Origin of the sequence: [Clostridium] aminophilum (assembly GCF_900101295.1) — a bacterium.
In the GTDB taxonomy this organism is placed as follows: Bacteria; Bacillota; Clostridia; order Lachnospirales; family Lachnospiraceae; genus Clostridium_R; species Clostridium_R aminophilum_A.
This window is the reverse complement of sequence record NZ_FOIL01000029.1, coordinates 1-26053: the sequence shown is the minus strand read 5'-3', so window position 1 is coordinate 26053 and position 26053 is coordinate 1. Positions and strand designations below refer to the sequence as shown.

28 protein-coding genes are annotated in these 26053 nt (G+C 50.3%); all 28 read left to right on the top strand.

All coding sequences use genetic code 11. From position 1 onward, the window contains the following. The first annotated feature begins 36 nt into the window (after nucleotides 1-36). The 28 genes from BMW41_RS08800 (at nucleotide 37) to BMW41_RS08665 (ending at nucleotide 25857) form a co-directional block, all read left to right on the top strand. Entirely contained in the window at nucleotides 37-681 is a 645-nt protein-coding gene (locus tag BMW41_RS08800; RefSeq protein ID WP_074649773.1) for an adenylate kinase, read from the top strand. A gap of 3 nt (nucleotides 682-684) precedes the next feature. Further along, a complete protein-coding gene (gene map, locus BMW41_RS08795) occupies nucleotides 685-1449 on the top strand; it encodes a type I methionyl aminopeptidase (protein ID WP_074649772.1) in 765 nt (254 codons plus the stop codon). Between the two features lie 317 nt (nucleotides 1450-1766). Next, a complete protein-coding gene (gene infA / locus BMW41_RS08790) occupies nucleotides 1767-1985 on the top strand; it encodes a translation initiation factor IF-1 (RefSeq protein ID WP_031471900.1) in 219 nt (72 codons plus the stop codon). A gap of 177 nt (nucleotides 1986-2162) precedes the next feature. Then, the gene (gene rpmJ, locus BMW41_RS08785; protein WP_003497809.1) at nucleotides 2163-2276 is read left to right on the top strand and encodes a 50S ribosomal protein L36; all 114 of its coding nucleotides are present in this window, start codon (nucleotides 2163-2165) and stop codon (nucleotides 2274-2276) included. A 69-nt stretch (nucleotides 2277-2345) separates the two neighbouring features. Beyond that, nucleotides 2346-2714 carry a 30S ribosomal protein S13 gene (gene rpsM, locus BMW41_RS08780; RefSeq protein ID WP_031471899.1) on the top strand — a complete coding sequence of 123 codons (369 nt, stop codon included), beginning with the start codon at nucleotides 2346-2348 and terminating at the stop codon, nucleotides 2712-2714. 116 nt (nucleotides 2715-2830) lie between these two features. Further along, entirely contained in the window at nucleotides 2831-3235 is a 405-nt protein-coding gene (gene rpsK / locus BMW41_RS08775) for a 30S ribosomal protein S11 (RefSeq protein WP_031471898.1), read from the top strand. Nucleotides 3236-3257: 22 nt separating this feature from the next. Further along, the gene (gene rpsD / locus BMW41_RS08770; protein WP_031471897.1) at nucleotides 3258-3851 is read left to right on the top strand and encodes a 30S ribosomal protein S4; all 594 of its coding nucleotides are present in this window, start codon (nucleotides 3258-3260) and stop codon (nucleotides 3849-3851) included. Nucleotides 3852-3904: 53 nt separating this feature from the next. Further along, nucleotides 3905-4870: a DNA-directed RNA polymerase subunit alpha gene (locus BMW41_RS08765; RefSeq protein WP_074649771.1), complete on the top strand. Its 966-nt coding sequence runs from the start codon at nucleotides 3905-3907 to the stop codon at nucleotides 4868-4870. Between the two features lie 106 nt (nucleotides 4871-4976). Then, nucleotides 4977-5513, top strand: a complete 537-nt coding sequence (locus BMW41_RS08760; RefSeq protein ID WP_031471895.1) for a bL17 family ribosomal protein — start codon at nucleotides 4977-4979, stop codon at nucleotides 5511-5513. A 343-nt stretch (nucleotides 5514-5856) separates the two neighbouring features. After that, on the top strand, nucleotides 5857-6963 hold the full coding sequence (locus tag BMW41_RS08755) for an ABC transporter ATP-binding protein (protein ID WP_074649770.1): 1107 nt from the start codon (nucleotides 5857-5859) through the stop codon (nucleotides 6961-6963). After that, nucleotides 6963-9092, top strand: coding sequence for a DUF7088 domain-containing protein (locus tag BMW41_RS08750; RefSeq protein WP_074649769.1), 2130 nt, complete (start codon nucleotides 6963-6965; stop codon nucleotides 9090-9092). The genes BMW41_RS08755 and BMW41_RS08750 overlap by 1 nt, the downstream gene beginning before the upstream one ends. A 165-nt stretch (nucleotides 9093-9257) precedes the next feature. Next, nucleotides 9258-10700, top strand: coding sequence for a glycogen synthase GlgA (gene glgA / locus BMW41_RS08745; RefSeq protein WP_074649768.1), 1443 nt, complete (start codon nucleotides 9258-9260; stop codon nucleotides 10698-10700). 122 nt (nucleotides 10701-10822) lie between these two features. Then, the gene (locus BMW41_RS08740) at nucleotides 10823-11269 is read left to right on the top strand and encodes a divergent PAP2 family protein (protein ID WP_177171205.1); all 447 of its coding nucleotides are present in this window, start codon (nucleotides 10823-10825) and stop codon (nucleotides 11267-11269) included. A 157-nt stretch (nucleotides 11270-11426) separates the two neighbouring features. After that, nucleotides 11427-12431: a peptidylprolyl isomerase gene (locus tag BMW41_RS08735; protein WP_074649767.1), complete on the top strand. Its 1005-nt coding sequence runs from the start codon at nucleotides 11427-11429 to the stop codon at nucleotides 12429-12431. 87 nt (nucleotides 12432-12518) lie between these two features. Continuing rightward, the gene (locus tag BMW41_RS08730; protein WP_074649766.1) at nucleotides 12519-13436 is read left to right on the top strand and encodes an energy-coupling factor transporter ATPase; all 918 of its coding nucleotides are present in this window, start codon (nucleotides 12519-12521) and stop codon (nucleotides 13434-13436) included. A gap of 2 nt (nucleotides 13437-13438) precedes the next feature. Then, nucleotides 13439-14299: an energy-coupling factor transporter ATPase gene (locus tag BMW41_RS08725; protein WP_074649765.1), complete on the top strand. Its 861-nt coding sequence runs from the start codon at nucleotides 13439-13441 to the stop codon at nucleotides 14297-14299. Then, nucleotides 14299-15099 (top strand): energy-coupling factor transporter transmembrane component T family protein, encoded by an 801-nt coding sequence (locus tag BMW41_RS08720; RefSeq protein ID WP_074649764.1) that lies wholly within the window; start codon nucleotides 14299-14301, stop codon nucleotides 15097-15099. Before BMW41_RS08725 ends, BMW41_RS08720 begins: the two co-directional genes overlap by 1 nt. A 145-nt stretch (nucleotides 15100-15244) precedes the next feature. After that, nucleotides 15245-16303: a tRNA pseudouridine(38-40) synthase TruA gene (gene truA / locus BMW41_RS08715; RefSeq protein WP_083378863.1), complete on the top strand. Its 1059-nt coding sequence runs from the start codon at nucleotides 15245-15247 to the stop codon at nucleotides 16301-16303. A 226-nt stretch (nucleotides 16304-16529) separates the two neighbouring features. Beyond that, entirely contained in the window at nucleotides 16530-16964 is a 435-nt protein-coding gene (gene rplM, locus BMW41_RS08710) for a 50S ribosomal protein L13 (RefSeq protein WP_031471885.1), read from the top strand. Between the two features lie 27 nt (nucleotides 16965-16991). Further along, nucleotides 16992-17381 carry a 30S ribosomal protein S9 gene (gene rpsI, locus BMW41_RS08705; protein WP_031471884.1) on the top strand — a complete coding sequence of 130 codons (390 nt, stop codon included), beginning with the start codon at nucleotides 16992-16994 and terminating at the stop codon, nucleotides 17379-17381. 197 nt (nucleotides 17382-17578) lie between these two features. Further along, the gene (locus BMW41_RS08700) at nucleotides 17579-18886 is read left to right on the top strand and encodes an ATP-binding protein (RefSeq protein WP_074649762.1); all 1308 of its coding nucleotides are present in this window, start codon (nucleotides 17579-17581) and stop codon (nucleotides 18884-18886) included. 281 nt (nucleotides 18887-19167) lie between these two features. Further along, nucleotides 19168-20073, top strand: a complete 906-nt coding sequence (locus tag BMW41_RS08695) for a PrsW family glutamic-type intramembrane protease (protein ID WP_083378862.1) — start codon at nucleotides 19168-19170, stop codon at nucleotides 20071-20073. Between the two features lie 124 nt (nucleotides 20074-20197). Continuing rightward, the gene (locus BMW41_RS08690; RefSeq protein WP_074649760.1) at nucleotides 20198-20965 is read left to right on the top strand and encodes a ZIP family metal transporter; all 768 of its coding nucleotides are present in this window, start codon (nucleotides 20198-20200) and stop codon (nucleotides 20963-20965) included. Between the two features lie 140 nt (nucleotides 20966-21105). After that, nucleotides 21106-21744 (top strand): alpha/beta hydrolase, encoded by a 639-nt coding sequence (locus BMW41_RS08685; protein WP_330386974.1) that lies wholly within the window; start codon nucleotides 21106-21108, stop codon nucleotides 21742-21744. 121 nt (nucleotides 21745-21865) lie between these two features. Further along, nucleotides 21866-23248 carry a TrkH family potassium uptake protein gene (locus tag BMW41_RS08680; protein WP_074649759.1) on the top strand — a complete coding sequence of 461 codons (1383 nt, stop codon included), beginning with the start codon at nucleotides 21866-21868 and terminating at the stop codon, nucleotides 23246-23248. 172 nt (nucleotides 23249-23420) lie between these two features. Continuing rightward, nucleotides 23421-24065 carry a potassium channel family protein gene (locus tag BMW41_RS08675; protein WP_074649758.1) on the top strand — a complete coding sequence of 215 codons (645 nt, stop codon included), beginning with the start codon at nucleotides 23421-23423 and terminating at the stop codon, nucleotides 24063-24065. 126 nt (nucleotides 24066-24191) lie between these two features. Further along, nucleotides 24192-25196: a biotin synthase BioB gene (bioB, locus tag BMW41_RS08670; protein ID WP_074649757.1), complete on the top strand. Its 1005-nt coding sequence runs from the start codon at nucleotides 24192-24194 to the stop codon at nucleotides 25194-25196. An 85-nt stretch (nucleotides 25197-25281) separates the two neighbouring features. After that, nucleotides 25282-25857 carry a biotin transporter BioY gene (locus BMW41_RS08665; protein ID WP_242870325.1) on the top strand — a complete coding sequence of 192 codons (576 nt, stop codon included), beginning with the start codon at nucleotides 25282-25284 and terminating at the stop codon, nucleotides 25855-25857. The last annotated feature ends 196 nt before the right edge of the window (nucleotides 25858-26053 follow it).

Here is a 26053-nt window from a genome sequence, read left to right as displayed (position 1 = left end):
CACATCCGTGCCGTACATCAATAGAAAGGCGAATCCATGAAGATTGTTATGCTTGGTGCACCGGGCGCCGGTAAAGGAACTCAGGCAGACAGAATTGCTGCAAAATACGATATTCCGCACATTTCCACAGGAGATATCTTCCGCAGCAATATTAAAGCAGGAACCGAACTTGGTAAGAAGGCAAAAGCCTTTATTGATCAGGGACTTCTGGTTCCGGACGAAGTTACAATCGGTATGCTTCTGGATCGTATCGCCCAGGACGACTGCTCCAAGGGCTACATCCTTGATGGTTTTCCGAGAACCATCCCGCAGGCGGAAAGCCTTACGGCTGCTCTCAAAGAGCAGGGCACCGCGATTGATTTCGCGCTGAACGTGGATGTTCCGGATGCGGCGATTGTAGAGCGTATGGCCGGAAGACGTGCCTGCCTGAAGTGCGGTGCTACCTACCACATCGTATACGCAGCTCCGAAGAAGGAAGGGATCTGCGACGTATGCGGAGAGGAACTGGTCATTCGTGATGACGATAAGCCGGAGACTGTTTCCAAGCGTCTTGAGGTGTACCATGATCAGACACAGCCGCTGATCGACTTCTACAGCAGACACGGTGTTCTTCACACGATTGACGGAACACAGAACATGGATAAAGTTTTCGCGGATATCTGCGGAATTCTGGGAGAGTAAAACATGTCAGTAATCATCAAGTCTCCGACCGAAATCGCCCGTATGAGAGAGGCCGGCCGCATTCTCGAGGAAGTTTATCTGAAGCTTGCCGAGCGGATCCAGCCGGGTATCTCCACCTATGAGATTGATCGGATCGGAGAAGAAATGATCCGCGAGAAGGGATGCATTCCGACCTGCAAGGGTTACGAGGGGTACCCGAATGCGTTCTGCATTTCCGTGAACGATGAAGTGGTTCACGGGATTCCGTGTGAGGAGCGAATCCTCGAGGACGGCGACATCGTCAGCCTCGATACCTGTCTTTCCTATAAGGATTACAATGCGGATGCCGCACGGACCTATGCGGTCGGCAGGATCGACGATGAGGCAAAGCGTCTGATGGATGTCACCAGACAGGCGTTTTTTGAGGGGATTCGCTTTGCGAAAGCGGGGAACCATCTCAATGATATCTGCACCGCGATTCAGAATTATGTGGAAGGTGAGGGCTTCGGCATTGTCCGGGATCTGACCGGACACGGAATCGGAGCGGGCATCCATGAGGACCCGTATGTACCGAATTTCTCGATGCGGAGAAAGGGAATCTGCCTTCGCCCGGGAATGGCTCTTGCGATTGAGCCGATGGTCACCGAGGGAGACTGGATGGTTGGCTGGCTTGAGGATGAATGGACGGTGGTGACCATGGACGGCAAGCGCGCAGCCCATTATGAGAACACCATCCTGATCACCGACGGCGAGCCGGAGATTCTGACTCACACTGACGGGAACCTGTAAAATGGTTCTAAATGTTGACAAATGACGCTGATGTACGATATTATCGGATTTCAGCGCGTGTGATACGGTATTCGGGCCCGGCCGTGCGCCGGGCCATATACGATAAAAAAGTTTGCAGGCGGACGTTGACTCCGCAATTCTCTTATTTTATAGGGGGAGCATGACGGACGTTGTGTGCCGCCGGTTACCGTAAGGTGACATGATTCATACAGTCGCGTGCGCATCCCCCGCGGAGCGCTTGTGCCATGGGAGATTTCAAAGATTCCCCATGAAAGACTAACGGCAAAGCCGGACAGAAAGGCAGGTGAAACAAAAAAATGGCAAAGGCAGATTCCATCGAGATCGAAGGCGTTGTTGTCGAGAAGCTTCCGAACGCAATGTTCCGCGTTGAGCTTGAGAACAAACACATCGTTCTGGCAACCATCAGCGGAAAGCTCCGCATGAACTACATCAGAATCCTTCCGGGAGATAAAGTTACATTAGAGATGTCTCCGTATGATCTTTCCAAGGGAAGAATCATCTGGAGAGACAAATAATTGTGCACAATTAATACAGAGAAGGGTCGAAAAAGTCAAGGAAATAAGCGAAAAAACGACTTGCTATTCCCTTTCTCCGGTGTTATAATGCTTTAGCAACTTTGTTGGAGTGAAGGTGAAGTCCGCCTATTTTCAGGAAACTGGGAAGAGGCGCGGATTTTGGAAAGGAGGATTACCGTGAAAGTCAGATCTTCTGTTAAACCGATTTGCGAAAAGTGCAAAATCATTAAGAGAAAAGGCAGCATCAGAGTAATCTGTGAAAACCCGAAACACAAACAGAGACAGGGCTGATCGTAAGCTTGTCTTACGGCGGTTTTAGAAACTCGCAGTAAAGAAAACATTATTTGGAGGTTACACACAATGGCTCGTATTTCAGGTGTCGATTTACCGAGGGAGAAACGCGTTGAAATCGGCTTAACTTACATCTACGGAATTGGTAGAACAAGTGCAAGCCGCATTCTGGCTCAGGCCGGCGTTAATCCGGACACACGAGTGAAGGACCTTACAGATGACGATGTAAAGAAGATCTCCGAGGTTATCTCTGAGACTCAGGTTGTAGAAGGTGATCTTAGAAGAGCAGTCGCTATGGATATCAAGAGACTGCAGGAGATCGGCTGCTACAGAGGCATCCGTCACAGAAGAAGTCTTCCGGTTCGTGGTCAGAAAACCAAAACGAATGCCAGAACATGCAAGGGTCCGAGAAAGACTGTTGCAAATAAGAAGAAATAATTAACTAACGGTTAAATTATATTTTTTCTTATTCCGATTCTGACATGAACAGGAAGGATCCTGTAAAGATCCTTGTAGTACAGTAGGCAAAGAAAAAGAAAGTAGGTTAGTTTAAAATGGCTAAAAAGGTGCAAGCTTCAGCTAAGAAAGCTACAAAGAAGCGCGTCAGAAAAAACGTTGAACACGGACAGGCTCACATTCAGTCATCTTTCAATAACACCATCGTTACTCTGACTGATGCTCAGGGAAATGCATTATCCTGGGCAAGTGCAGGCGGTCTCGGATTTAAGGGTTCAAGGAAATCTACTCCGTACGCAGCTCAGATGGCTGCAGAAACTGCAACGAAGGCAGCTCTTATCCATGGATTAAAGACTGTAGATGTTATGGTAAAAGGCCCGGGTTCCGGTCGTGAGGCAGCTATCCGCGCACTCCAGGCATGTGGCCTTGAAGTAACAAGTATCCGCGACGTGACACCGGTACCGCACAATGGTTGCCGTCCGCCGAAGCGCAGAAGAGTCTAATTAATTTAGGAGGTAAGAAATCGTGGCAGTTGATAGAGTTCCTGTACTTAAAAGATGTAGATCTCTTGACATGGATCCGACATTCCTGGGAATCGACAAGAAATCCAAGAGAGCAGCTCAGAGAGCAAACAGAAAGCTTAGCGAATATGGTACACAGCTCCGTGAGAAGCAGAAAGCTAAGTTTATCTACGGTGTGTTAGAGAAACCGTTCAGAAACTATTTTGCAAAGGCATCCAAGATGAATGGCCAGATCGGTACAAACCTGATGGTTCTTCTTGAGATGAGACTGGACAACGTTATGTTCAGAAGCGGCTTTGCAAGAACAAGAAAAGAAGCAAGACAGATCGTTGATCACAAGTTCGTGACTGTTAACGGCAAGAACGTTAACATTCCGTCTTATGAAGTAAAGGCCGGCGATGTAATCGAGGTTAAGGAGAAGTACAAGACTTCCCAGAGAATGAAGGACATCGCAGAGACATGCGGCGGAAGAATGGTTCCGGCATGGCTTGACGCAGAGGCTGATACTTTCAAGGTGACTGTAAAGCAGCTTCCGGCACGCGAAGAGATCGATGTACCGGTTGATGAGATGGCGATCGTCGAGTTGTACTCCAAATAATTAATTCAGTGTACAGTTGACCCTCAAAAATAAAACCCGAAGGAGGGGCTTAAATGTTCGATTTTGAAAAACCGAAAATTGAAGTAGCTGAGATCTCCGATGACGGAAGATACGGCAAATTTGTAGTAGAGCCGCTCGAGAGAGGATATGGACTTACACTGGGTAACTCGCTGAGAAGAATTATGCTTTCTTCTCTGCCGGGTACTGCTGTTAGCCAGGTTAAGATCGATGGTGTACTGCATGAATTCAGTTCTATTCCGGGTGTTAAGGAAGATGTAACTGAGATCATCATGAACATCAAGAGCCTGGCAATCAAGAATAACAGCACAGATGATGAACCGATCACCGCATATATCGATTATCAGGGTGACGGAGTAGTCACTGCTGCGGACATTCAGGTTTCCGGGGACGTCCTCGAGATCCTGAATCCGGACCAGGTCATCGCTACACTCAGCGGCGGCCCGGACTGCAGACTTTACATGGAGCTCACCGTTACAAACGGCCGCGGCTATGTGGGAGCAGACAGAAACAAGCGTGACGATCTTCCGATCGGTGTTATCGCGGTTGATTCTATCTACACTCCGGTAGAGCGTGTCAACATGAATGTTGAGAATACCCGTGTAGGCCAGATGACGGATTATGACAAACTGACTCTTGAAGTTTACACAAACGGTACCATGGAGCCGAACGACGCTCTGAGCCTCGCGGCAAAGGTACTGAGTGAGCATATCAATCTCTTTATCGATCTCTCTGAGAGTGGCACAACCGTACAGGTTATGGTTGAACAGCCGCAGAGTGGACAGCCGAAGAGCCTTGAAATGAACATTGATGAGCTTGAACTGTCGGTTCGTTCCTACAACTGCCTGAAGAGGGCAGGAATCAATACGGTTGCTGAGCTTTGCGACAGAACACCGGAGGATATGATGAAAGTCAGAAACCTTGGTCGGAAGTCTCTTGAGGAAGTCCTCGGCAAGCTCAAAGAATTAGGCTTAGAACTTCGCACCGGCGAGGAAGCCTGAAGCTGAGCCCGGCAATCGGGGCTCGGATCCCAATGGATATACAGCATCCGGTCAGTAAGACCGAAAGAGCATGGCCGGATGTTCCACAAATGGAGGATTATTAGTAATGGCAAAGTATAGAAAGCTTGGAAGAACATCCAGCCAGAGAAAAGCTATGCTCAGAGGTCTTGTTACCGCACTTCTTCACAACGGCAAGATCGTTACTACTGAGGCAAGAGCTAAGGAAGTAAGAAAGATCGCAGAGGGCCTTATCGCTCTCGGCGTAAAAGAGAAGGACAACTTTGAGACCGTAACTGTTACAGCCAAGGTTGCAAAGAAGGACGAGAACGGCAAGAGAATCAAGGAAGAGAAAGACGGTAAGAAAGTTACTGTTTACGAGGAAGTTTCCAAGGAGATTCAGAAGGATAAGCCGTCCAGACTTCATGCTCGCAGACAGATGCTCGCAGTTCTGTACGATGTTACAGAGGTTCCGGCAGCTGGCAAGGGCAGAAAGAAGAACACAAAGAAGGCTGACATCACAGGTAAGCTCTTTGGCGAGTACGCTAACAAGTACGCAGGCCGCAACGGTGGATACACTCGTATCGTAAAGATCGGTCAGCGTAAGGGCGACGCTGCTATGGAAGTTCTGCTCGAGCTGGTTTAATCCCGAGTTGATCCGAACCGTTAAAGGTTCAGGGCGGTCTGTTTAGGATCGCAAAGATCAATATTTTCCAACAAAAGTTGCATGAGGCTTCGGTGCATTTGCACCGGAGTCTTTTTATTTCATAGGAAATTTCTTCGAAAATCCCTATGAAACAGAAAAACTCCGCGTGGAAGGGGGAGATGCTGTCCGTTTGCAGACTGTGTGCACGGGCGAAGGGCCGTCAATCGCGGTGACGCCGGAACAAAGACTGTGAAAAGATCGTGAAATATGAAGCAATTTGTGCTCATTGTGCTACAATATTAACCGGTGCGCGGAAAAATGCCGTGCGATTGGAGGAAAAAACATGATTGAAGTAAGGGAACTGGTGAGACGCTACGGCGATCACTGTGCGGTGAACGGTCTGTCCTTCACTGCGGAAAAAGGGAAAATATACGGATTTCTCGGACCGAACGGTGCCGGTAAATCCACAACCATGAATATGATGACCGGTTATCTTGCGGCCTCTTCCGGCGAAGTGCGGATCGACGGAATTGATATCACAAGACAGCCGGAGAAAGCGAAAGAGCGAATCGGATACCTTCCGGAGGTTCCGCCGGTGTACCCTGATATGACTGTCCGAGAGTATCTGATGTTTGCGGCGGCGCTCAAGAAAGTGCCGAAAAAAGACCGGAAAAACGCGGTCTCCGAACTGATGGACCGCACCGGCATCACGGAGATGGCGGATCGTCTGATTAAGAATCTTTCCAAGGGCTATAAGCAGAGAGTCGGTCTGGCGGAGGCGCTCATCAACGATCCGGAAAATATCATTTTGGATGAGCCGACTGCCGGACTTGACCCGGAGCAGCAGAAGGAAATGTTCGATTACATCAATGCGCTGAAGAAGGATCACACCGTAATTCTCAGTTCGCACATTCTTTCCGATGTGAATGCGGTCTGCGACAGTATCTGGATTATCAATCACGGAAAAATGGTTGCTTCCGGAACGCCGGAAGAACTGGCTCAGATGAACCGGCCGAACGGCGCGTACGAGATTGAGGCGGACGGAATGAGAGAGCAGCTGGAAGCGGTGCTGAAGGCGGTTCCGGGTGTCATCCGGATCGATTGGAACGCGGACGGCGCAGCCATTGTCATGACCGACACGGACGCGGATCTTCGGGGAACACTCTCGAGAGCGGTATTCCAGGCAGGAATGACGGTTCTTGGACTTGCCCGCACAAAGAAGTCGCTGGAAGATGTCTTCCTGTCTCTTACGGCAGATGATCATGAAAGTGCAGCTGCAAACCTCCGGAAGGAAGGAATGGCGGTATCATCGGATCACACCGTAACACCGGAATCCGCACCGGCAGATGAAACGAAACCGGCACAGGAAGCGAATCCGGCACACGAAATGAATCCGGCGCCGGCCACAGACGGTGACTCATCCGTGGCAGACGGAAAGGAGGAAGCATAATGTCAGCAATATTCCGCAGAGACTTTGCGTCTTATTTCCATACCTTTGTCGGCTGGCTCTTCATCGCCGTGCTCTGGTTTTTCATCTCCCTCTATGCGGCGATGAACAATTTTGTCGGTCTGGATTCCAGCCTTGCCAATTCCGTCAGTATCGCGGTGCTCGTTCTTCTCGTTCTGATTCCGGTGCTGACTATGCGCACCTTTGCCGGCGAGCGCAGAAATAAAACCGATCAGCTGATCCTGACCGCGCCGGTCAGCGTTCCGGGGGTTGTTCTCGGAAAGTTTCTGGCTGCGGCAGCGGTATTTACCATACCGATCGTCGGAATCTGTGCCTACCCGCTGATCTTCAGCATGTTCGGAAAAGTGCCGATGGCAGTGAACTATCTGGCAATTCTCGGCCTGTGGCTGTATGGTCTGACCGGCATTGCCATCTCGATCTTTGCGTCATCGCTCACGGAGAACCCGATTATCTCCGCGGTGCTCTCCTTTGCGATTCTTTTCATCAGTTTTACGATGAAGGCGATCACCTCCTTTGCGGGAGGTGTGGCAGGAAAGATCGCCCAGGCCTTTGACGTGCCCACCAGATTTGACCTCTTCCTGAACGGAACCCTCGATCTCTCCGCGGTGATCTATCTTCTGTCTGTGACGGTGCTTTTTCTGTTCTTTACCGTGCAGTGCATCCAGAAGAGACGGTATTCCGTGCGGAAAGGAAACATTTCACTTGGCGCATTCAGTCTTCTCGGCATTGTGATTGCGGCCTGCGCGGTTGTCGGCATTAACTTCGCGTCCGCAAAGATTCCGGACAATGTCCGTGTCGTGGACTTTACGGAAAACCGGATTTATTCGCTGACCGATACGACGAAAGATTTTGTGAAAGACATCGATCAGGATGTAAATATCTATGTTCTGGCAAAAGACGAGTCGCAGGATGAGACCATCGCCAAGACCCTCGGCCAGTATCAGGCGTTGAACAGTCATATCAGCGTAAAGTATGTGGATCCGTCGGTTGATACCACATTTGCGTCCAAATACACCGATGAAAAGCTCGGAGCCAACAGTCTGATCGTGGAAGGTCCGGAACGCAGCAAGACCATTCAGTACGGAAGTCTGTACGAGGTGACGGTCAATGCGGCCGGAGGTTACGAGATGACCGGCTATGACGCGGAAGGACAGATCACCTCCGCCCTCTCCTTTGTCACCACCAGCGAACTTCCGAAGATCTATCTTCTTCAGGGACATAATGAGAGTGAGCTGGATCCGGTCTTTGCGGAGAACCTCGCAAAGATGAACGTTGCAAGCGATACGCTGAGTCTTCTGAACCAGGATGCGGTTCCGGAGGACGCGGAGGCGGTTCTGATCAACGCACCCGCCGCGGACATATCGGCCGATGATGAGGCGAAGCTGGAGGCATATGCCGCGAAGGGCGGAAAACTTCTCATTACGCTGAATTTCCTCGATGCGGCGAAGGCACCGAACCTCATGAAACTTCTGGAATTCTACGGGGTGAAGAACGAAGCGGGAATCATCGTCGAGACTGACCGGAACCATTATCTGTCCGCCGGACAGGGCGGCGGAATACCGACCTACCTTCTGCCGAATGTGTCGAAAGAATCCATGATCACGCAGCAGGTCATCGCCGCCAACGGCTACGTCTTTGTTCCGTTTGCGCAGGCCCTTACCCACGGCGGTTCGGATGACACCTTCAGTTATACCGATTTTTTGACCACCAGCGCCCAGGCCTTTGTCCACGCGAATATGGCGGATATGAATGACGCGTCTAAGATCATCTCCAAAGATGATCCGCAGGGAACCTGGACCGTGGGACTCCGCGCGGAGAAGACCATCGGGGAGAACCATTCCACGGCCGTCATCTACTCCTCGCCGGAGATTTTCACCTCCAGCGCCGATCAGATTGTTGCCGGATCCAACCAGAAGCTGTTTGCCGGAACGGTGGGATCCATGGTGAAAATGGCGAAGACCCTGACGGTGGACTCCAAGAGCTTCCGCAATCCGCTTCTGACCGTGACCGCGTCCACCGCGATTATGCTGAGTGCCGTATGTGTGCTGCTGGTTCCGCTGGCTCTTCTGATTGCCGGATTTGTGATCTGGATGCGCCGCAGAAGACGCTGAAGAAGCGCTGAAGAAGCCGGAATGAGATCCGGGTAGAATGCCGGAAGGAAAGCCGTCAGGCTCAGGGAGCAGACGCCGGGAAGAAAGCATTTTTACTTTACTCGATTTTGCAGATGGGATAAAATAGATAATAAGTATAAGTGTTGTATTCGGGAGGTACCCTCTATGAAAAAAATTCTGTTTGTGGCATCAGAGGCGGTTCCTTTTATTAAGACCGGAGGATTGGCCGATGTTGTCGGAGCACTTCCAAAATGTTTTGACAAGCGGTATTTTGACGTGCGCGTAATGATCCCGAAGTACCTGTGCATTAAACAGGAATTGCGGGATAAGATGGAATACGTATCCCATTTTTATATGGATTATCTGGGGCAGAACCGGTATGTCGGCATCCTTCAGGCAGAACTGGATGGAGTGACATATTATTTTATCGACAATGAGAGCTACTTCTGGGGCGCAAAACCTTACGGAGACTGGTATTACGATCTTGAGAAGTTCTCATTCTTCTGTAAGGCGGCACTCTCGTCTCTTCCGGTTATCGGTTTTCAGCCGGATGTAATTCACTGCCATGACTGGCAGACCGGACTGATTCCGGTTCATCTCAAGGACAAATTCCATGGCGGGGAGTTCTTCCGGGACATCAAGACCGTCATGACGATTCACAACATGAAATTCCAGGGTGTCTGGGATGTGGAGACCATTCAGCGCTTCTCGGAGCTGCCGGATTACTATTTCACGCCGGACAAGCTGGAGGCATATGAGGACGGTAACCTTCTGAAGGGCGGTCTGGTCTATGCGGACGCCATCACTACCGTCAGCCCGTCCTACGCGGAAGAGATTCAGATGTCCTTCTACGGAGAGGGCCTTGACGGCCTGATGCGGGCACGTTCCCGGAGTCTGCGCGGAATCCTGAACGGCATCGACTACAGCGAGTACGATCCGGAGACCGACAGGCGCATTGCCCAGAATTACAGCCTGCGCAATTTCCGGCCGGAAAAAGTAAAGAACAAGCTCGCGCTGCAGGAGGAACTCGGGCTTCCGCAGGATGCGGGGAAAATGATGATCGCCCTGATCTCCCGTCTGACGGACCAGAAGGGACTCGACCTCATTCAGTGTGTGATGGATGAGTTCTGCAGCGATTCGATTCAGTTTGTGGTTCTGGGAACCGGCGATGAGAAATACGAGAACATGTTCCGTCACTATGACTGGAAATACAACGACCGCGTGCGGGCCAATATCGGATATTCCGACGATCTGGCGCACCGGATTTATGCGGCCTGCGACGCATTCCTGATGCCGTCGCTCTTTGAGCCGTGCGGACTCGGGCAGCTGATCGCCCTGCGCTACGGCGCGGTGCCGATTGTCCGTGAAACCGGCGGCCTGCGGGATACGGTGCAGCCGTACAACGAATATGAACAGACCGGTACCGGCTTCTCTTTTGCAAACTACAATGCGCACGAGATGCTTGCCTGTATCCGGTATGCAGAGCATATCTACTATGACTGCAGAAGAGACTGGAACGGTATCGTGGATCGGGCGATGGCGGCGGATTTCTCCTGGAAGGCTTCGGCCCTCAAATATCAGGAAATGTATGACTGGTTGATTGATTGACGGATCACCGGATTCGCGGAGAAGTTTACTCCGGGATTCGGGGCATCCGGTTGGAAAAGATCTTATGCGGTGACGCGGAGCCGCCGCAGGGAGAGAGGAAACAAGTGAGTGTATTAGCAGAAATCGGAGCGAATCAGGTGCTGATGAGCGGCGCGGTCGGCTGGCTGGTCGCACAGGCGCTGAAAACCGTCATCGACTTTGCGCTGAACCGGTCATTCAATCCGGAGCGGCTTACCGGCTCCGGAGGAATGCCGAGCTCCCATTCCGCGACGGTATGCGGGATGACGACGGCAGCGCTCCTCCGCTACGGGGCGGGAAGTTTTGAGTTCGCTATCAGCTTTCTGTTCGCGGCTGTGGTGATGTATGACGCGACCGGCGTCCGGCGCGAAACCGGCAAACAGGCAAAGATCCTGAACAAGATGCTTCTGGAGGAACTGTTTAATTTCAGTGACGAGACCTTTACGCCGGAAAAACTGAAGGAATATGTGGGACATACGCCGCTGCAGGTCTGGTGCGGCGCAGTCCTCGGGATTTTTATAGCAATTGGAATGGATCCGATGTTCGCCTGATTGGACAGGCGGGCACCGGATTCTTATGTGCATGGGCGCGGATTCGGCATGAATGGCTGCATGCGTTTTTCGGATGAAATGAGCAGTCCGGGAGCAGAAATCACCGGATCATAAACAAGCCTGTTCCCGAAATATGCGGGATATGTGTGGAGGAGAAATGGAAAAGAAATGGAAGATCGCCATCGCGGTTGCCTCGGCGCTGATTCTGACCGTCGGCTGTAGTGCGGGAATCGGCGGTCTGAAAAAACGGACCTACGATGATACCTATTCCGCCGGCCAGGTGAAGATGATCGCTTCCTCGGAAAAGAACCGCTACGAAGAAGTCTATGGCGAAGGTGTCTGGGCGATGCAGACCGGGAGCGGAACGGAAACATTTTCCACCGTTCTCCTGAACGAAATTCACAGTTTTATGGATCAGATCCACATTCTGGGAAAGATCGCGTTTGAAAATGGAACGGTTCTCTCGGCCGGCGAGGAAGATGCCGTTGCTCTGGCAGCAGAAGAGTATTACAGCGGGCTGACACAGGACGATATCGCTAAGATGGACCGCATTTCCCTGGAGGACGTCAAAGATCTCTACCGCGATTACGCGGTGGCGCAGAAGCAGGCCGACACGCTGGTCAGCAATCCGGATCTGCAGGTCAGTGACAGCGAGGCCCGTGTGATGGATGTGATGCTGGCGAAGACCGGAGACAAAGCTAAAGCGCAGAAGCTTCGGGATCAGGCAAAGGAGGATCCGTCGTCTTTCCGCGCCCGCGCGCAGGAGTCCGGTGTCGATGTACAGACGGTGAAAGTCGGCAGGGGCATGGGGATCGAAGCCGCCGGCGATGCGTCGGAAGAACTGGAAAATGCGGCATTTTCCCTCTCGACCGGATCGGTCGGCGATGTCATCACCGTCGGGGATAATAGTTACGTTCTGTACTGTGTCAGCGACTATAACGCGGACGAAACCGCACAGTGGCGGGAGGAACTGTTTAGCCGGAGAATTCAGAGCGCATTCCGTCAGCTGTACAGCACCAGCGATGAGAAGGACATTCTGTCTGACAGCAGTGCGGCCTACAAGCGACTGGACATTGCGGAAATCGATTACGGAAAAAATGCCGATTTCTTCGAAATCGCGGAAAAGCATCTCGGCAGTTTTGGCCTGACGGGAAAAGAATGAATCTTGACGACATAAGCCAGGTAGACTACAATTTCGTGGTAAACAATTCTATGGCAGCAGTTAACAATTGACAGAAGGAGCGGCTTCATGGATAAGATCGTCAGGGCCGAAAATTTAGTATATAACTATGTGACCCGCGGTGAGAACGGGGAAGTGATCGGGACCAACACGGCGGTCGATCACCTGAATCTGGAAATCACCGCCGGGGATTTTGTGGCGGTTCTCGGTCATAACGGATCGGGAAAATCGACCCTTGCCAAACAGATTAACGGGATTCTGATTCCGACGGAGGGGACACTCTACGTGGAGGGAATCGATGTGGCGGATGAGGAGCGGATCTGGGATGTCCGGCGGACGGCCGGAATGGTATTTCAGAATCCGGACAATCAGATCATCGCCAATGTTGTCGAGGAGGACGTCGGTTTCGGACCGGAGAATATCGGTGTTCCGACCGAGGAGATCTGGAAGCGCGTTGAGAAGGCGTTAAAGGCCGTGGGAATGGCGCTCTTCCGCAAGAAATCCCCAAACCGTCTGTCCGGCGGACAGAAGCAGAGAGTGGCCATCGCCGGCGTGCTGGCGATGAAGCCGAAATGCATTGTGCTGGACGAACCGACGGCAATGCTCGATCCCAACGGCCGTGCGGAGGTCATCCGCACCATTCGTGAGCTGAACCGGATCGAGGGAATCACCATCATACTGATCACCCATTATATGGAGGAAGTCATCGACGCAGACCGTGTGATCGTGATGGATGACGGAAAGATCGTGATGGACGGGACGCCATCCGAAGTGTTCTCCAAGGTGGAAGAACTCAAAGCACTTCAGCTGGATGTGCCGCAGGTGACGGAACTGGCGCACGAACTGAAGAAAGCCGGCGTTGATTTGCCGGACGGTATTCTGCACAGAGATGAATTTCTGCGGGATCTTGCCCCGCTTTTGAAACAGGCCGGAATTCCGGTCAAAGAACTGCGTTCCGCTCAGGAAACGGATGAAGGGAGCAGATAACCATGGCAATAAAAGTAGAAGATATCTGCTACACCTACGGAGCAGGAACCGCGATGGAATCGCAGGCCATCGACCATGTCAGCTTTGAGATTGCAGACGGGGAATTTGTGGGACTGATCGGACATACCGGCTCCGGCAAGTCGACTCTTATTCAGCATCTCAACGGTCTGATCCGCGCGACCAGCGGAGACATTCTCTACAACGGAGAGGATATCTACGCGAAGGGATACAATATGCGGACACTCCGGGGCAATGTCGGCCTGGTCTTCCAGTATCCGGAGCACCAGCTCTTTGAACAGAATGTATACAGCGATGTCTGCTTCGGCCCGAAGAACCTCGGTTTTTCGCCGGAGGAGATCGACAAGCGTGCAAGGCACGCACTGGATTTGGTGGGACTGGGCGAAGAGTTTTATCAGAAATCCCCGTTTGAACTGTCCGGCGGACAGAAGCGGAGAGTGGCGATCGCCGGAGTTCTGGCGATGCGGCCGCAGATGATGATTCTTGACGAGCCGACGGCGGGACTGGATCCGCAGGGACGGGACGAGATTCTCGAGCAGATCGCCCGGCTCAACCGCCAGCATGGCCTGACCATTCTTCTGGTTTCCCACAGCATGGAGGATGTCGCCCGGTTTGTGGACCGTCTTCTGGTGATGGATCACGGAAAGAAAGTGTTTGACGGAACACCGAAAGAGGTCTTCCGTCACTATAAAGAACTGGAAGCGATCGGTCTCGCCGCACCGCAGGTCACCTATATCATTCATGAACTGCGGGAGATGGGAGTTCCCATCGACGAATCGATCACGACGGTAAAGGAAGCGAAAGAGGCGATCCTGAACATCCTCAAAAAAGGAGGAAAGAACTGATGCTGCGCGATATTACCATTGGACAGTATTATCCGGTTGATTCGGCGCTGCACCGCCTGGATCCGCGGACCAAACTGTTCGGAACACTCGTTTTCATTATTTCACTTTTTATCGCGGACAACCCGGTCTGCTATGCGGCGGCTGCGGCATTTTTATGCATGGCGGTCCTGCTCAGCAATGTTCCGGTTCGCTTTATCGTACGGGGACTCAAATCCATCCTGATCCTTCTTCTGATCAGTGTCGGCTTCAATCTGTTCCTCACGCCGGGAGAAACGGTGTTTCAATTCTGGATTCTGAAGGTTACGAAGGAGGGACTCCGGATTGCGGGAATGATGGCGATCCGCCTGATCTTCCTTGTGGTCGGGTCCTCGATTATGACACTGACCACGACGCCGAATCAGCTGACCGACGGCATGGAAAAGGGGCTCGGATTTCTGAACCGCGTTCATGTTCCGGTGCACGAGATCTCCATGATGATGTCCATTGCACTCCGTTTTATCCCGATTCTGGTCGAGGAAACGGATAAGATTATGAAGGCACAGATGGCCCGGGGGGCCGATTTCGAGAACGGCAATATGATTCAGCGCGTCCGCAGTATGGTGCCGCTTCTGGTGCCGCTCTTTGTATCCGCATTCCGCCGGGCGACCGATCTTGCCATGGCGATGGAGGCGAGATGCTATCGCGGCGGTGAGGGCAGAACGAAGATGAAACCGCTGCATTACGCGGGCAGAGACCGCGCCGCGTATCTGATTCTGTTCTGTTATCTCGCAGGCGTGATTGCCGCAAGGATTCTTCTGTGAGATGCGGAAAAGAAGAAAACGGCGCTCTCCGTTTGACCGATGAAGGGCTCCGGTAAAAAAATATTCGAACTGGATGGAAGAGCAGACAGCACCCGGCGCAAACCTGCGTCGCGTTTTCGAAAGAACAGGGAAGGAGAATGCACATATGAGACGAATCATGCTGACTGTCGCATACGACGGGACAAATTACAGCGGCTGGCAGCTCCAGCCCAACAGCAGAACGATTGAAGAAGTTTTGAACCGTGCAATCTCCGAACTGCTTCAGGAGAACATCGAAGTCATCGGAGCGAGCCGCACGGATTCCGGCGTGCACGCACTCGGCAATATCTGTATCTTCGACACGGAAAAGAGCCGGATCCCGGGCGACAAGTTTGCCATCGCGATCAACCAGCGTCTTCCGGAGGACATCCGGGTGCAGCACTCGGAGGATGTTCCGGAAGATTTTCATCCGCGGAAGGCAAACGGTGTGAAAACATATGTCTACCGCATTTTAAACCGGAAGATGGAAGACCCGACCAGACGCCTCAACAGCACCTTCTGCTATTTTGATCTGGATCTTGAAAAAATGCGCTCGGCCGCGGCCTATCTCATCGGAGAACACGATTTCGCCAGCTTCTGCGCGCCGAAGTCGCAGGCGGTTACGACCGTCCGCCGGATCTATTCGATCGATATCGAGAAGGACGAAGATGATATGGTGACCATCCGGATCAGCGGCGGCGGTTTCCTCTACAATATGGTGCGCATCATTGCCGGAACGCTGATGCGTGTCGGCACCGGACTCTACGAGCCGGAGCATGTGGAGGAGATTCTGGAGGCGAAAGACCGTCAGGCAGCAGGGCCGACGGCGCCGGCAAAAGGCCTCACCATGGAAAGCCTGGTGTTTGAAAAAGAGCCGGCACCGGAAGTGCGGGGGGAGAATATCCACTACTCCTACACCATTGACCAGCGATCTCTTCTGAAGAGCGGAAACAGTATGGTACTGATCCATCGCTGCGAGGAGGAGGAGTTTGCGGGACTTGTGGAGCGAAGCGTCCATCAGGCTTTCCGAAACGGCGCAAAACAGGTTTTTGTGAAGGATGAAGAAAAGACCGGTCGGATCCGGGTGGGACAGGTGTTCGGACTCTACCGGATCCGTGCGCAGAAGCGGGATATCTTCGAAGCGGTATTCTTCGGAAAAGAGCTGGAAGACGATTCGGAAGAATAAGTGTGGATAAGGAAGAACAAATGTGGAAAACCACGGCAACACGGTGGAAAACATGGCAAAAAACATAAAAAAACGCCGAAATCGTGGTTGACACAGATTGACACGAAAGATATAATATCTATCTGTGACGAAATGCAGAAAAACGCCTGAGCCAAGGCCCCGGAACAGGCTTTTCTCATATAAGTAAATTACAATACAGCAAATGATCTTTATGGGAGGTCAACTAATGAAGACTTTTATGGCCAGTCCGGCAACAATTGAGAGAAAATGGTATGTCGTTGACGCTGAGGGACTTACACTCGGTCGTCTTTGTTCTGAGGTAGCAGCTATCCTCAGAGGTAAGAATAAGCCGATCTTCACTCCGTTCATGGATTGCGGTGACAACGTTATCGTTGTAAACGCTTCCAAGATCCACGTAACAGGCAAGAAGATGGATGATAAGATCTATTATCGCCACTCTGATTATGTAGGTGGTTTCAAGTCCGCTACTCTTCGTGAGATGGAGGCTAAGAAGCCGGAAGAAGTTATCAGACTTGCAGTTAAGGGAATGCTCCCGAAGGGACCGCTCGGCAGACAGATGATCAACAAGCTTCACGTTTATGCTGGTCCGGAGCACGAGCAGGCAGCTCAGAAGCCGGAAGTTCTCGAGTTAAAGTTTTGATGATACGATCTGAGAGGAGATAAAAAGATGGCTAACACATGTTATGGAACTGGAAGAAGAAAGAAATCCGTTGCCAGAGTATATATTACACCGGGTACAGGTAACATCGTAATCAACAAGAGAGGTATCGACGAGTATTTCGGTCTTGAGACTCTGAAGGTTATCGTTCGTCAGCCGCTTGTTGCTACTGAGACTCTTGAGAAGTTCGACGTTCGCGTAACTGTTCGCGGCGGCGGTTACACCGGTCAGGCTGGTGCGATCAGACACGGAATCTCCAGAGCCCTTCTTCAGGCTGATGAGGAGTACAGACCGACTCTTAAGAAGGCTGGCTTCCTTACAAGAGATCCGAGAATGAAAGAGAGAAAGAAGTACGGTCTCAAAGCAGCTCGTCGTGCTCCGCAGTTCTCAAAGAGATAATCGTTTTACAACGTATTACGTCTTTGGACAATCAAATACGATTTATTACACCTCAGGACAACTGTCCTGGGGTGTTTTTTTATCATATTATGATGATCACTAAAAATGTAGAATTCTACAACTTTGTTGATTAAGACAATGAGATGTGATAAGATGCAATTGACAAAAATGTAGAATTCTACAATTTAGGAGATTAAATGATAAAAAGAGATAAATATCTGACTCAGTTAATCAGTGCAAAGAACAATGGATTTCCGAAGGTAATAACAGGTGTGAGAAGATGCGGAAAGTCATTTCTTCTTAAAGAAATATATAGAGAATACCTGCTTTCAGATAATGTTCCGGAGAATAGAATAATTATCTTGGAATTGGATGATGATAAAAACAGTAATTATCGTGATCCTTTGGAACTAGGAGCATATATAAGGGAAAAATGCAAAGATAAAGAGAATTACTATGTGTTTATTGATGAGATACAAAAGGTATATTCGATAATTAATCCTAACCTTACCGATGGCAAACATGTTTTGGCAAATTCTGATGACACTGAAGTAATATCATTCGTAGACGTTGTACTCGGACTATCAAGAGAAAAGAATATAGATTTATATGTGACGGGATCAAATTCTAAAATGTTGTCTTCAGATATAGTTACTGAATTTAGAGATAAGGCAACAAATATAAAACTTTCTCCGCTTTCATTTGAAGAATACTATGGATATGTCGGAGGCTCGGCAACTGAAGCTATATATTCATATATGCAATATGGTGGAATGCCATTGGCTGTATTAAAAAGTGACGAAGAGAGAAAAGAATATCTAAAGAACTTGTTCACTACAACATACTTCGTTGATATTGTTGAAAGGAACCGGTTGAAAAAGGGAGAGGCTCTGGACGAACTATGTAATATTATTAGTTCTTCGACAGGCTCACTACTTAATTCAGAAAAAATAGCCAATACGTTTGAAAGTGTTAGACATGAAAATATTGATAAGCAGACAGTTGAAAACTATATTGGTTACTTTAAAGATGCATTCCTTTTGCGTGAGGCTAAACGCTATGACTTAAAAGGAAGAAAAGAAATAGGTGCTCTTAGAAAGTATTATTTTGTTGATACTGGTCTACGAAATGCTCGCCTGAATTTCGCTTTTCCAGATGAAGGTCAAATGCTTGAAAACATTGTATATAATGAGCTTTGTTATTATGGATATTCTGTAAATGTCGGTGTGTTTGATACAGTAGAGAAAGATAAGAATGGTAAATCCATAAGGAAGAATAATGAAGTGGATTTCTATGCCACTAAAGGACTTAGGTCTCTTTATATACAAGTGACTGCTGACATCTCTAATGCAGATACAAGAGAAAGAGAAATACGTCCATATTTTAAGCTGAATGATCAAGTACAAAAGGTACTTGTTGTAAATAGACCAATTAAGGAATCCATGGATGAAAATGGCTTCACTATAATAGGAATTACTGATTTTTTAATTCGATACATTAAATGAGAGATGCTTAATATGAAATATTTGTAAAGAAGTAAGAATTTGCTAATCACTTGCTATTATTTTGACCAAGTTAGACAGGAATATTATAAAACTTCTTTTTGGGAAATGTTACAGATAGAGAAAGAAGACTATTCAGAATTCATGCGAAGAAAAAGTACTTTGTGTAGACGTGAGGATGGTAAAATGCTGTAAAAGAGGCAGATCATTGCATCCTTGTGTACAGACCCCACAATGATGCATGTCTTGCCCCCCCCCGGCACGGATGATGGGTTTCTTCCCCTATGAAAGAAATACCAAATGAATCCCTGCCCGTAAGCATTCCGGAGATAGGCGGGGATTATCGGATTACCGATAAGATTTTATATGAATCCGGGGAAATAAGCATCTGCTGTAATGTACCTGTTTCAGAGAGGGGGATTATCATGAAAGTTTTGATTACTTCAACGATTGCAGCAATAATTGCCCTGGTTATCTGTGGATTTATCTATCTGCGAATGATCAAAAAAGAAGTTCCGGAGACGATCGGGAAACTTCAGGCAATCCTGCCGGCTGTTTTAGGCGGCATTTGCATGCCGATTTCCGGCGTTTCCGGTCTGGGATTATTAGCTGCAATTCAATGCATGGGGATAAGGATAGAAACGCTGCCAACTCTTCCGGCTGCATTCTTGGCTGCATTTTTTATGGCGGGATTCGTGGAGGAGCTATTTAAGTTTCTTGTGATCATTTTGACGCTGGTTGTCCTGAAAAACAAAGTAAGCAATGTCTATGAGTATATTCTCCTTGGAGCGGCGGTTGGCTTTGGCTTTACGGTTGTGGAGGACTTTTCTTTTGGAGAATCGATTTTTGCATTATTCATCAGAATTCCGTTACTGTTCACTCATATGACACTAAACATGATTATGGGAGAATTTATCGGCAGGGCAAAGTATAACCACCGAAAAGGTGAAGGCCACACTTTGTTATATTGGGCTTTGGGACTCATCATTCCAATGGGATTGCACACTCTGTACGATGCGGGTACAATTTTTAACTTTCCTGTTTTAAAGGATGGTGATTTTATTACAGGCGGGATACTTGGCGGCGCAGCAATTATGATAAATATTGTCCTGTTGATCTATGTGCCGGTAAGAGCCATGAAGAATGCAGAAAAGCTTTCTGCCCTCACCTTCTTTATTGCCGGAGAGTGAAGGTTGGCGTACAGCAGTTTGACGGGTATTATGGGGCGTTTTATGTTAAGGAAGGGCGGAATGGATCCGGCGCCGAAGACAGAATATCAGTTTGGTGAGGAAAAAAAGACAGGAGCAACGGACTATGTGGAATATCATCATCAACCCGTTTTTGGGTACCGCGCTGGGGGCGGCCAGTGTGTTTTTGCTGAAAAAGGAGATGGGGCGGGAGACGCAGCGGGCTCTGACAGGATTTGCTTCGGGCGTAATGGTGTCCGCATCATTTTTCAGCCTCCTGCTTCCGGCACTTGATCAGACTGCAGATATGGGAAAACTGGGATTTCTTCCGGTATCGGTCGGATTCGCGGTAGGAATGCTCTTCCTTCTGGTTATGGACGTGGTGACACCCCACATGCACCTGAATCAGTGTGAGGAGGGACCAAGGACCGGATTGAAGAGAACGACCAAGCTTGTTCTGGCGGTAACACTCCATAATCTGCCCGAAGGAATGGCGGTCGGAATCGTCTGCGCCGGCTGGCTTTACGGGAATCATACGATCTCCTTTACCGGAGCGCTTGCATTGGCACTCGGTATTGCGATACAGAATCTTCCGGAAGGCGCAATTGTCTCCATGCCGCTTTTGGGAGAAGGCGTGCCAAGAGGAAAGACTTTTTTGTACGGAGTGTTATCCGGCGTTGTCGAACCCATCGGCGCTCTTCTGGTTATCGCTGCATCCGGATTTTTTATCCCGCTCATGCCATATCTTCTGAGCTTTGCAGCGGGAGCCATGATATATGTTGTAGTGGAGGAACTCATTCCGGAAATGTCGGAAGGGGAGCATTCCAACATCGGAACCATCTCTTTTGCTCTGGGATTTATTCTTATGATGGCCCTGGATGTCGGACTTGGCTGAGGAGCGGAACAGAAACCAATGCGAATCTGATTTCGATCAGAAAGGACCCCGGCCGGTGCCGCGATTCAGAGCAGAGAAGCGGGCCGGGCAGGGTAGAGCAGAGAGTTCCCGACTGGTAGAAAGGAAAGGACAGATCAATCATGATGGAAATGCAGGAATACGGCGATGAATCTTCGCACATCGTTCTGATCCAGATGGCGGATGACCATGATCTTGAAGGGATCGAGCGGGAAATTGCGGCGATCCGAGCGATCAATGATGCCGGCTTTCTGCTGCGGGTATTCAGGGTGAATCGCTGGAATGAGGATCTCTCCCCGTGGAACGCACCGGCGGTATTCGGGAACGAGGACTTTGGGGCGGGGGCGGAAGATACCCTGAAGGAGGTTCTTAAAACCTGCGAAGACCGCAGCAGAACGTATATCATCGGCGGATACTCGCTGGCGGGACTTTTTGCGCTGTGGAGTGCGTACCAGACCGATGTTTTTGTCGGAGTCGCCGCTGCGTCGCCGTCCGTCTGGTTTCCCGGTTTTACCGATTATATGAAAGCACATGAGCTCAGAACCGGACAGGTCTATCTGAGCCTTGGCGATAAAGAGGCAAAGACCCGGAATCCGGTGATGGCAGCGGTGGCGGACCGGATACAGGAGGCAGAGGGGCTGATCCGCTGTCAAAACCGGAGATGTACGCTGGAGTGGAATCCCGGAAATCATTTTAATGAGCCCGAACTGCGAATGGCAAAGGGCTTTTCATGGATTTTGCGTCAGCTGTTACAGAGCTGAAAATTGGAGTTCCTTGACAGATATTTCAACAGAAAATAAAATTGAAAACCTGTAAAGATAAAAACCGGAATGTGAATACCGCTGTATTCTCTTCCATCACGATGAAAAACAAGAGGTCTTTATGAATCTGTTTTCAGATAGCAAAAAATGGAGGCTCCTGCCGGAACACGCGATTCCGGCGAGCTTTCTGATCACCATCCTGGTCGGAGCGCTTCTCCTGATGCTGCCCGTGGCTTCTGCGGACGGCAGCGGGACGTCCTTTTTGACAGCACTGTTTACGGCGACGACGTCTGTCTGTGTGACGGGGCTGGTGGTGGTCGACACCTATGCGCACTGGAGTTTTTTCGGTCAGCTTATCATTCTGATTCTGATCCAGATCGGCGGTCTCGGAATGATCGCGGTTGCATCGACGATCCTGATGCTTACCGGAAAAAAATTCTCTCTTGCGGACCGAATGCTTCTCAGGGATGCGTTTAATCTGAATACCAATTCGAGGCTTCTTTTCTTTCTGGTGAGAGTTCTGAAAGGAACGATTCTCATCGAGGGAATCGGAGCGTTACTTTACGCTGTCGAGTTTATCCCCCGGTTCGGTATCGCCCGCGGACTCTGGATTTCCGTCTTCAACTCCGTGTCCGCGTTCTGCAATGCCGGCATGGACATCATCGGTCCCAGCAGTCTGACCGATTACCGCGGAAATCCGCTTGTTATGGGAGTGACGATGGCGCTGATCATTCTGGGGGGCATCGGTTTCGTCGTCTGGTTTGATGTGGAGGAGAAGACGCGGGAAGGAATACAAAAGCGGTTTTCTCCGGAGCAGATTGTCGGGAGATTATCCGAGCACACGAAGCTGGTTCTCAGCTTTACCGCCGCTCTGCTCCTTGGAGGCGCCGCATTTTTTCTGCTCACGGAATACCATAATCCGGGGACCATCGGAACCATGGATCTCGGCGGAAAAATGGTCAACAGTCTGTTCGAATCCGTCACCCTTCGAACCGCCGGATTTGCGACTTTTTCCCAGGAAAATCTCACCGGCCCGTCCTGCATGATTGCCTATATCATGATGTTTATCGGAGGATCTCCGGTGGGAACGGCGGGCGGAATCAAGACGGTTACGGCCTTTCTGCTCATTATGAATGTCCGATCCTATGTGCACCATCAGGATAAAAATGTGGTTTTCCATCATCAGGTTTCAGAGGATGCGATGAGAAAAGCGTCTGCGGTCGCATTTGTCGGATTGTGTGCGGTGTTTGGGCTCACCTTTCTTCTGCTGACCGTCAACCCGGTCCCGATGGAGGACGCGCTGTTTGAAGTGGCAAGTGCGTGCGGGACGGTCGGCCTTTCCCGGGGCCTTACCGCGTCTCTCGGAACGGCGGGAAGGTATGTCATCATTTTGGCCATGTATCTCGGAAGAATCGGCCCGATCTCGCTGGTCGCGTTCTTCTCCCGTCATAAAGGGGATCAGAGTGCGATGCGATACTCAGAAGGAACTTTTTACGTCGGGTAAAGGGAGAAAGACGGAAAGAGCCCCTTTCAATGGTTCTTTGGCGGCTCCGGTACGAGATCGGATCAATCCGCTTCGCGCCGGAGTCGGGAGAAGAGGTTTGAAAGTAAACTTTGATTGACGGCCCAAATAGACACGAAAGCAAGCCTGTCTGCTTGAGCCTGGAGGACAAAAAATGAAAAAATCGATTGCAGTGTTAGGATTGGGAAAATACGGAATCAGTCTCGCGGAGGCGCTGTACGCACTGGGGGAAGACGTTCTGGTTGTCGACAAGAACGAGAAGCTGATCCGGGATATGTCCTCCCGTGTGACGTCCGCGGTATGCGCCAATCTGGACAATGAAGACGAGGTTATGGCGCTGGGGCTGCAGAACATGGACATTGTTATTACCTGCATGGGAGGTAATCTGTCCGCAAGCATTCTCTGCGTTGCCATTGCCAAGGAAAAGGGTGTTGGCGCGGTGATTGCCAAGACGTCATCTGCCCGCATGAAGAAAATTCTGGAGCGGGTCGGCGCAGACAAGGTGATCTGCCCGGAGGAAGAAGGCGGCGTGCGGTCGGCGCGTATTCTGGCATCACAGTACATCCGGGATTATTTTGAGATCGATGACAATCTCTGTATGATTGAACTTCGGCCGAAACAGGAATGGATCGGAAAAGACCTGATTGAGCTGAATCTCCGGAAAATGTATAACATGAACGTGGCCGCCATCCGGGAGAAAGGCGGCAAATGGAGATTTGTTGATCCGACGCACAAACTCGGCGAAAAAAATCTTCTTCTGGTTATTCTGGAAAAGGGCAGCATTAACCGGTGGAGATGATCCTACGGCGAAGAACAGAATGATTTGTCAACCGAATAGTTAACTATAGTTGACAAATCAGGTTAACAATACTATACTCTCCTGTGTTGACATTTTATGCATATATCAGGGGGGAGTTTGGAAGTCATGGCAGAGGAATATCGGGACAGCATCGCAGCGGTAGGCGTGGGAGCATTGGCAGATGAGATCATCGCCGGCCGGCGTCTTACCCGGGAGGACGATCTGGAGACTCTGATCACCTGTGATCTCAATGAACTGAAAGCTGGCGCAGACCGGATCCGGGAGAAGTTCTCCGGAAAGAAGGTGAATCTGTGTACCATTCTGAGCGGCATCGAGGGCCGCTGCAGCGAAAACTGCAAGTTCTGTGCGCAGTCCGGCCACAACCATACCGGTTGTGAGCATCACGGAATGCTGAGTGAGGACGAAATTGTCGCGGCGGCGAGAGCGAATCAGGAAGAGGGCGTTGATCGCTTTTCAATTGTGAACAGCGGGAAGACGCCGACAGTGGCTGATTTTGAGAAACTGGTATCTGTTTTTGCGCGGATGCATCGGGAGTTGGAGATTGAGACATGCGCATCGGTCGGATTTCTCAGCGCGGAACAGCTTCACCGTCTTCATGAGGCGGGCGTGGCTGCGGTTCACTGCAATCTCGAGACATCCAGAAGATATTTTCCGAGCATCTGTACGACACATACCTATGATGAGAAGATTGAAAACATTCGCCGTGCGCAGAGAGAAGGGCTGAAAGTCTGTTCCGGAGGAATCATCGGAATGGGTGAAACCTGGGAAGACCGGATCGAGATGGCACTGGAACTGGCCGATCTTCATGTTGATTCCATCCCGATCAATTCGCTGATGCCGATCAAGGGAACGCCGCTGGAGAATCAGCCGCGGCTGACGGAGGATGAGATTCTCCGGACTATCGCCATTTACCGCTATATCAATCCGGAGGCGGACATCCGCCTTGCAGGCGGAAGAGCATTGATGGCGGATAACGGCAGAACCGCATTCCTGGCCGGAGCGAGTGCATCGATTACGGGTAATATGCTGACCACATCCGGCTCAACAATCCGAATGGATAAGGAAATGCTGGAAGAGCTCGGCCGCGAAACGCATCCGGCGTACTGCTGATAAAATGAAGGATGCGAACACAAATCAGAAGAGAAAAAAACAGAGGAGATCTGCACAAAAGAGAACAGCACAGAGGAGATCTGCAATGGAAAACACATTTTCAACTTCAAATCATACACAGGGTAATTCGGTCAATGATGCCGTGAAGAATATGACGTTTACCGCGCTGATGACGGCCGTGATCTGCATTTTGGGCCCCTTGTCCCTTCCGATCGGCCCGGTTCCGGTTTCGCTGACCAATCTGGCGATTTACATCACGATGTATGTATTAAATTGGAAATCGGGATCGATCGCTTATGCACTGTATATGCTGATCGGTCTGATCGGAATCCCGGTATTTTCCGGCTTTACCGGTGGACCGGCAAAGCTGATTGGACCGACCGGCGGATATCTCATCGGTTTTCTTCCGATGGCGATGGTGATCGGAATCTGCTTACAGAAAGTGTGGAATAAGCCGGTTCTTTCGGCGATCGTGCTGGAGGCGGCAACATGGATTCCGTATCTTCTCGGAACCGCATGGCTTTCTTTCAGCGCCAGGATGGATTTTTCGGCTGCGTTTGCGGTCGGCGTCACACCGTTTATCGTGATTGATTTCATCAAGGTCTGCGCTGCGGTCTGCGTGGGAAGAATTTTGAGAAAGCGCCTGGGTGTACTGGGTTAAGAAAAAGGAGCAGGTCAGTGAATCCGCTATGGGTGCGAAAAGCGGGAATTTGCTGACCTGCTTTTTTTTATAGGAAATTTCTCCGAAATTCCATATAAAAAAACGCTCCGCGAGGATGCGCACGCCGCTGTAAGGAAGCTGTCACCTAACGGTGACCAGCGGCGGCGCGCAAAGTCCGCTTGCGGACTTTGTTCCG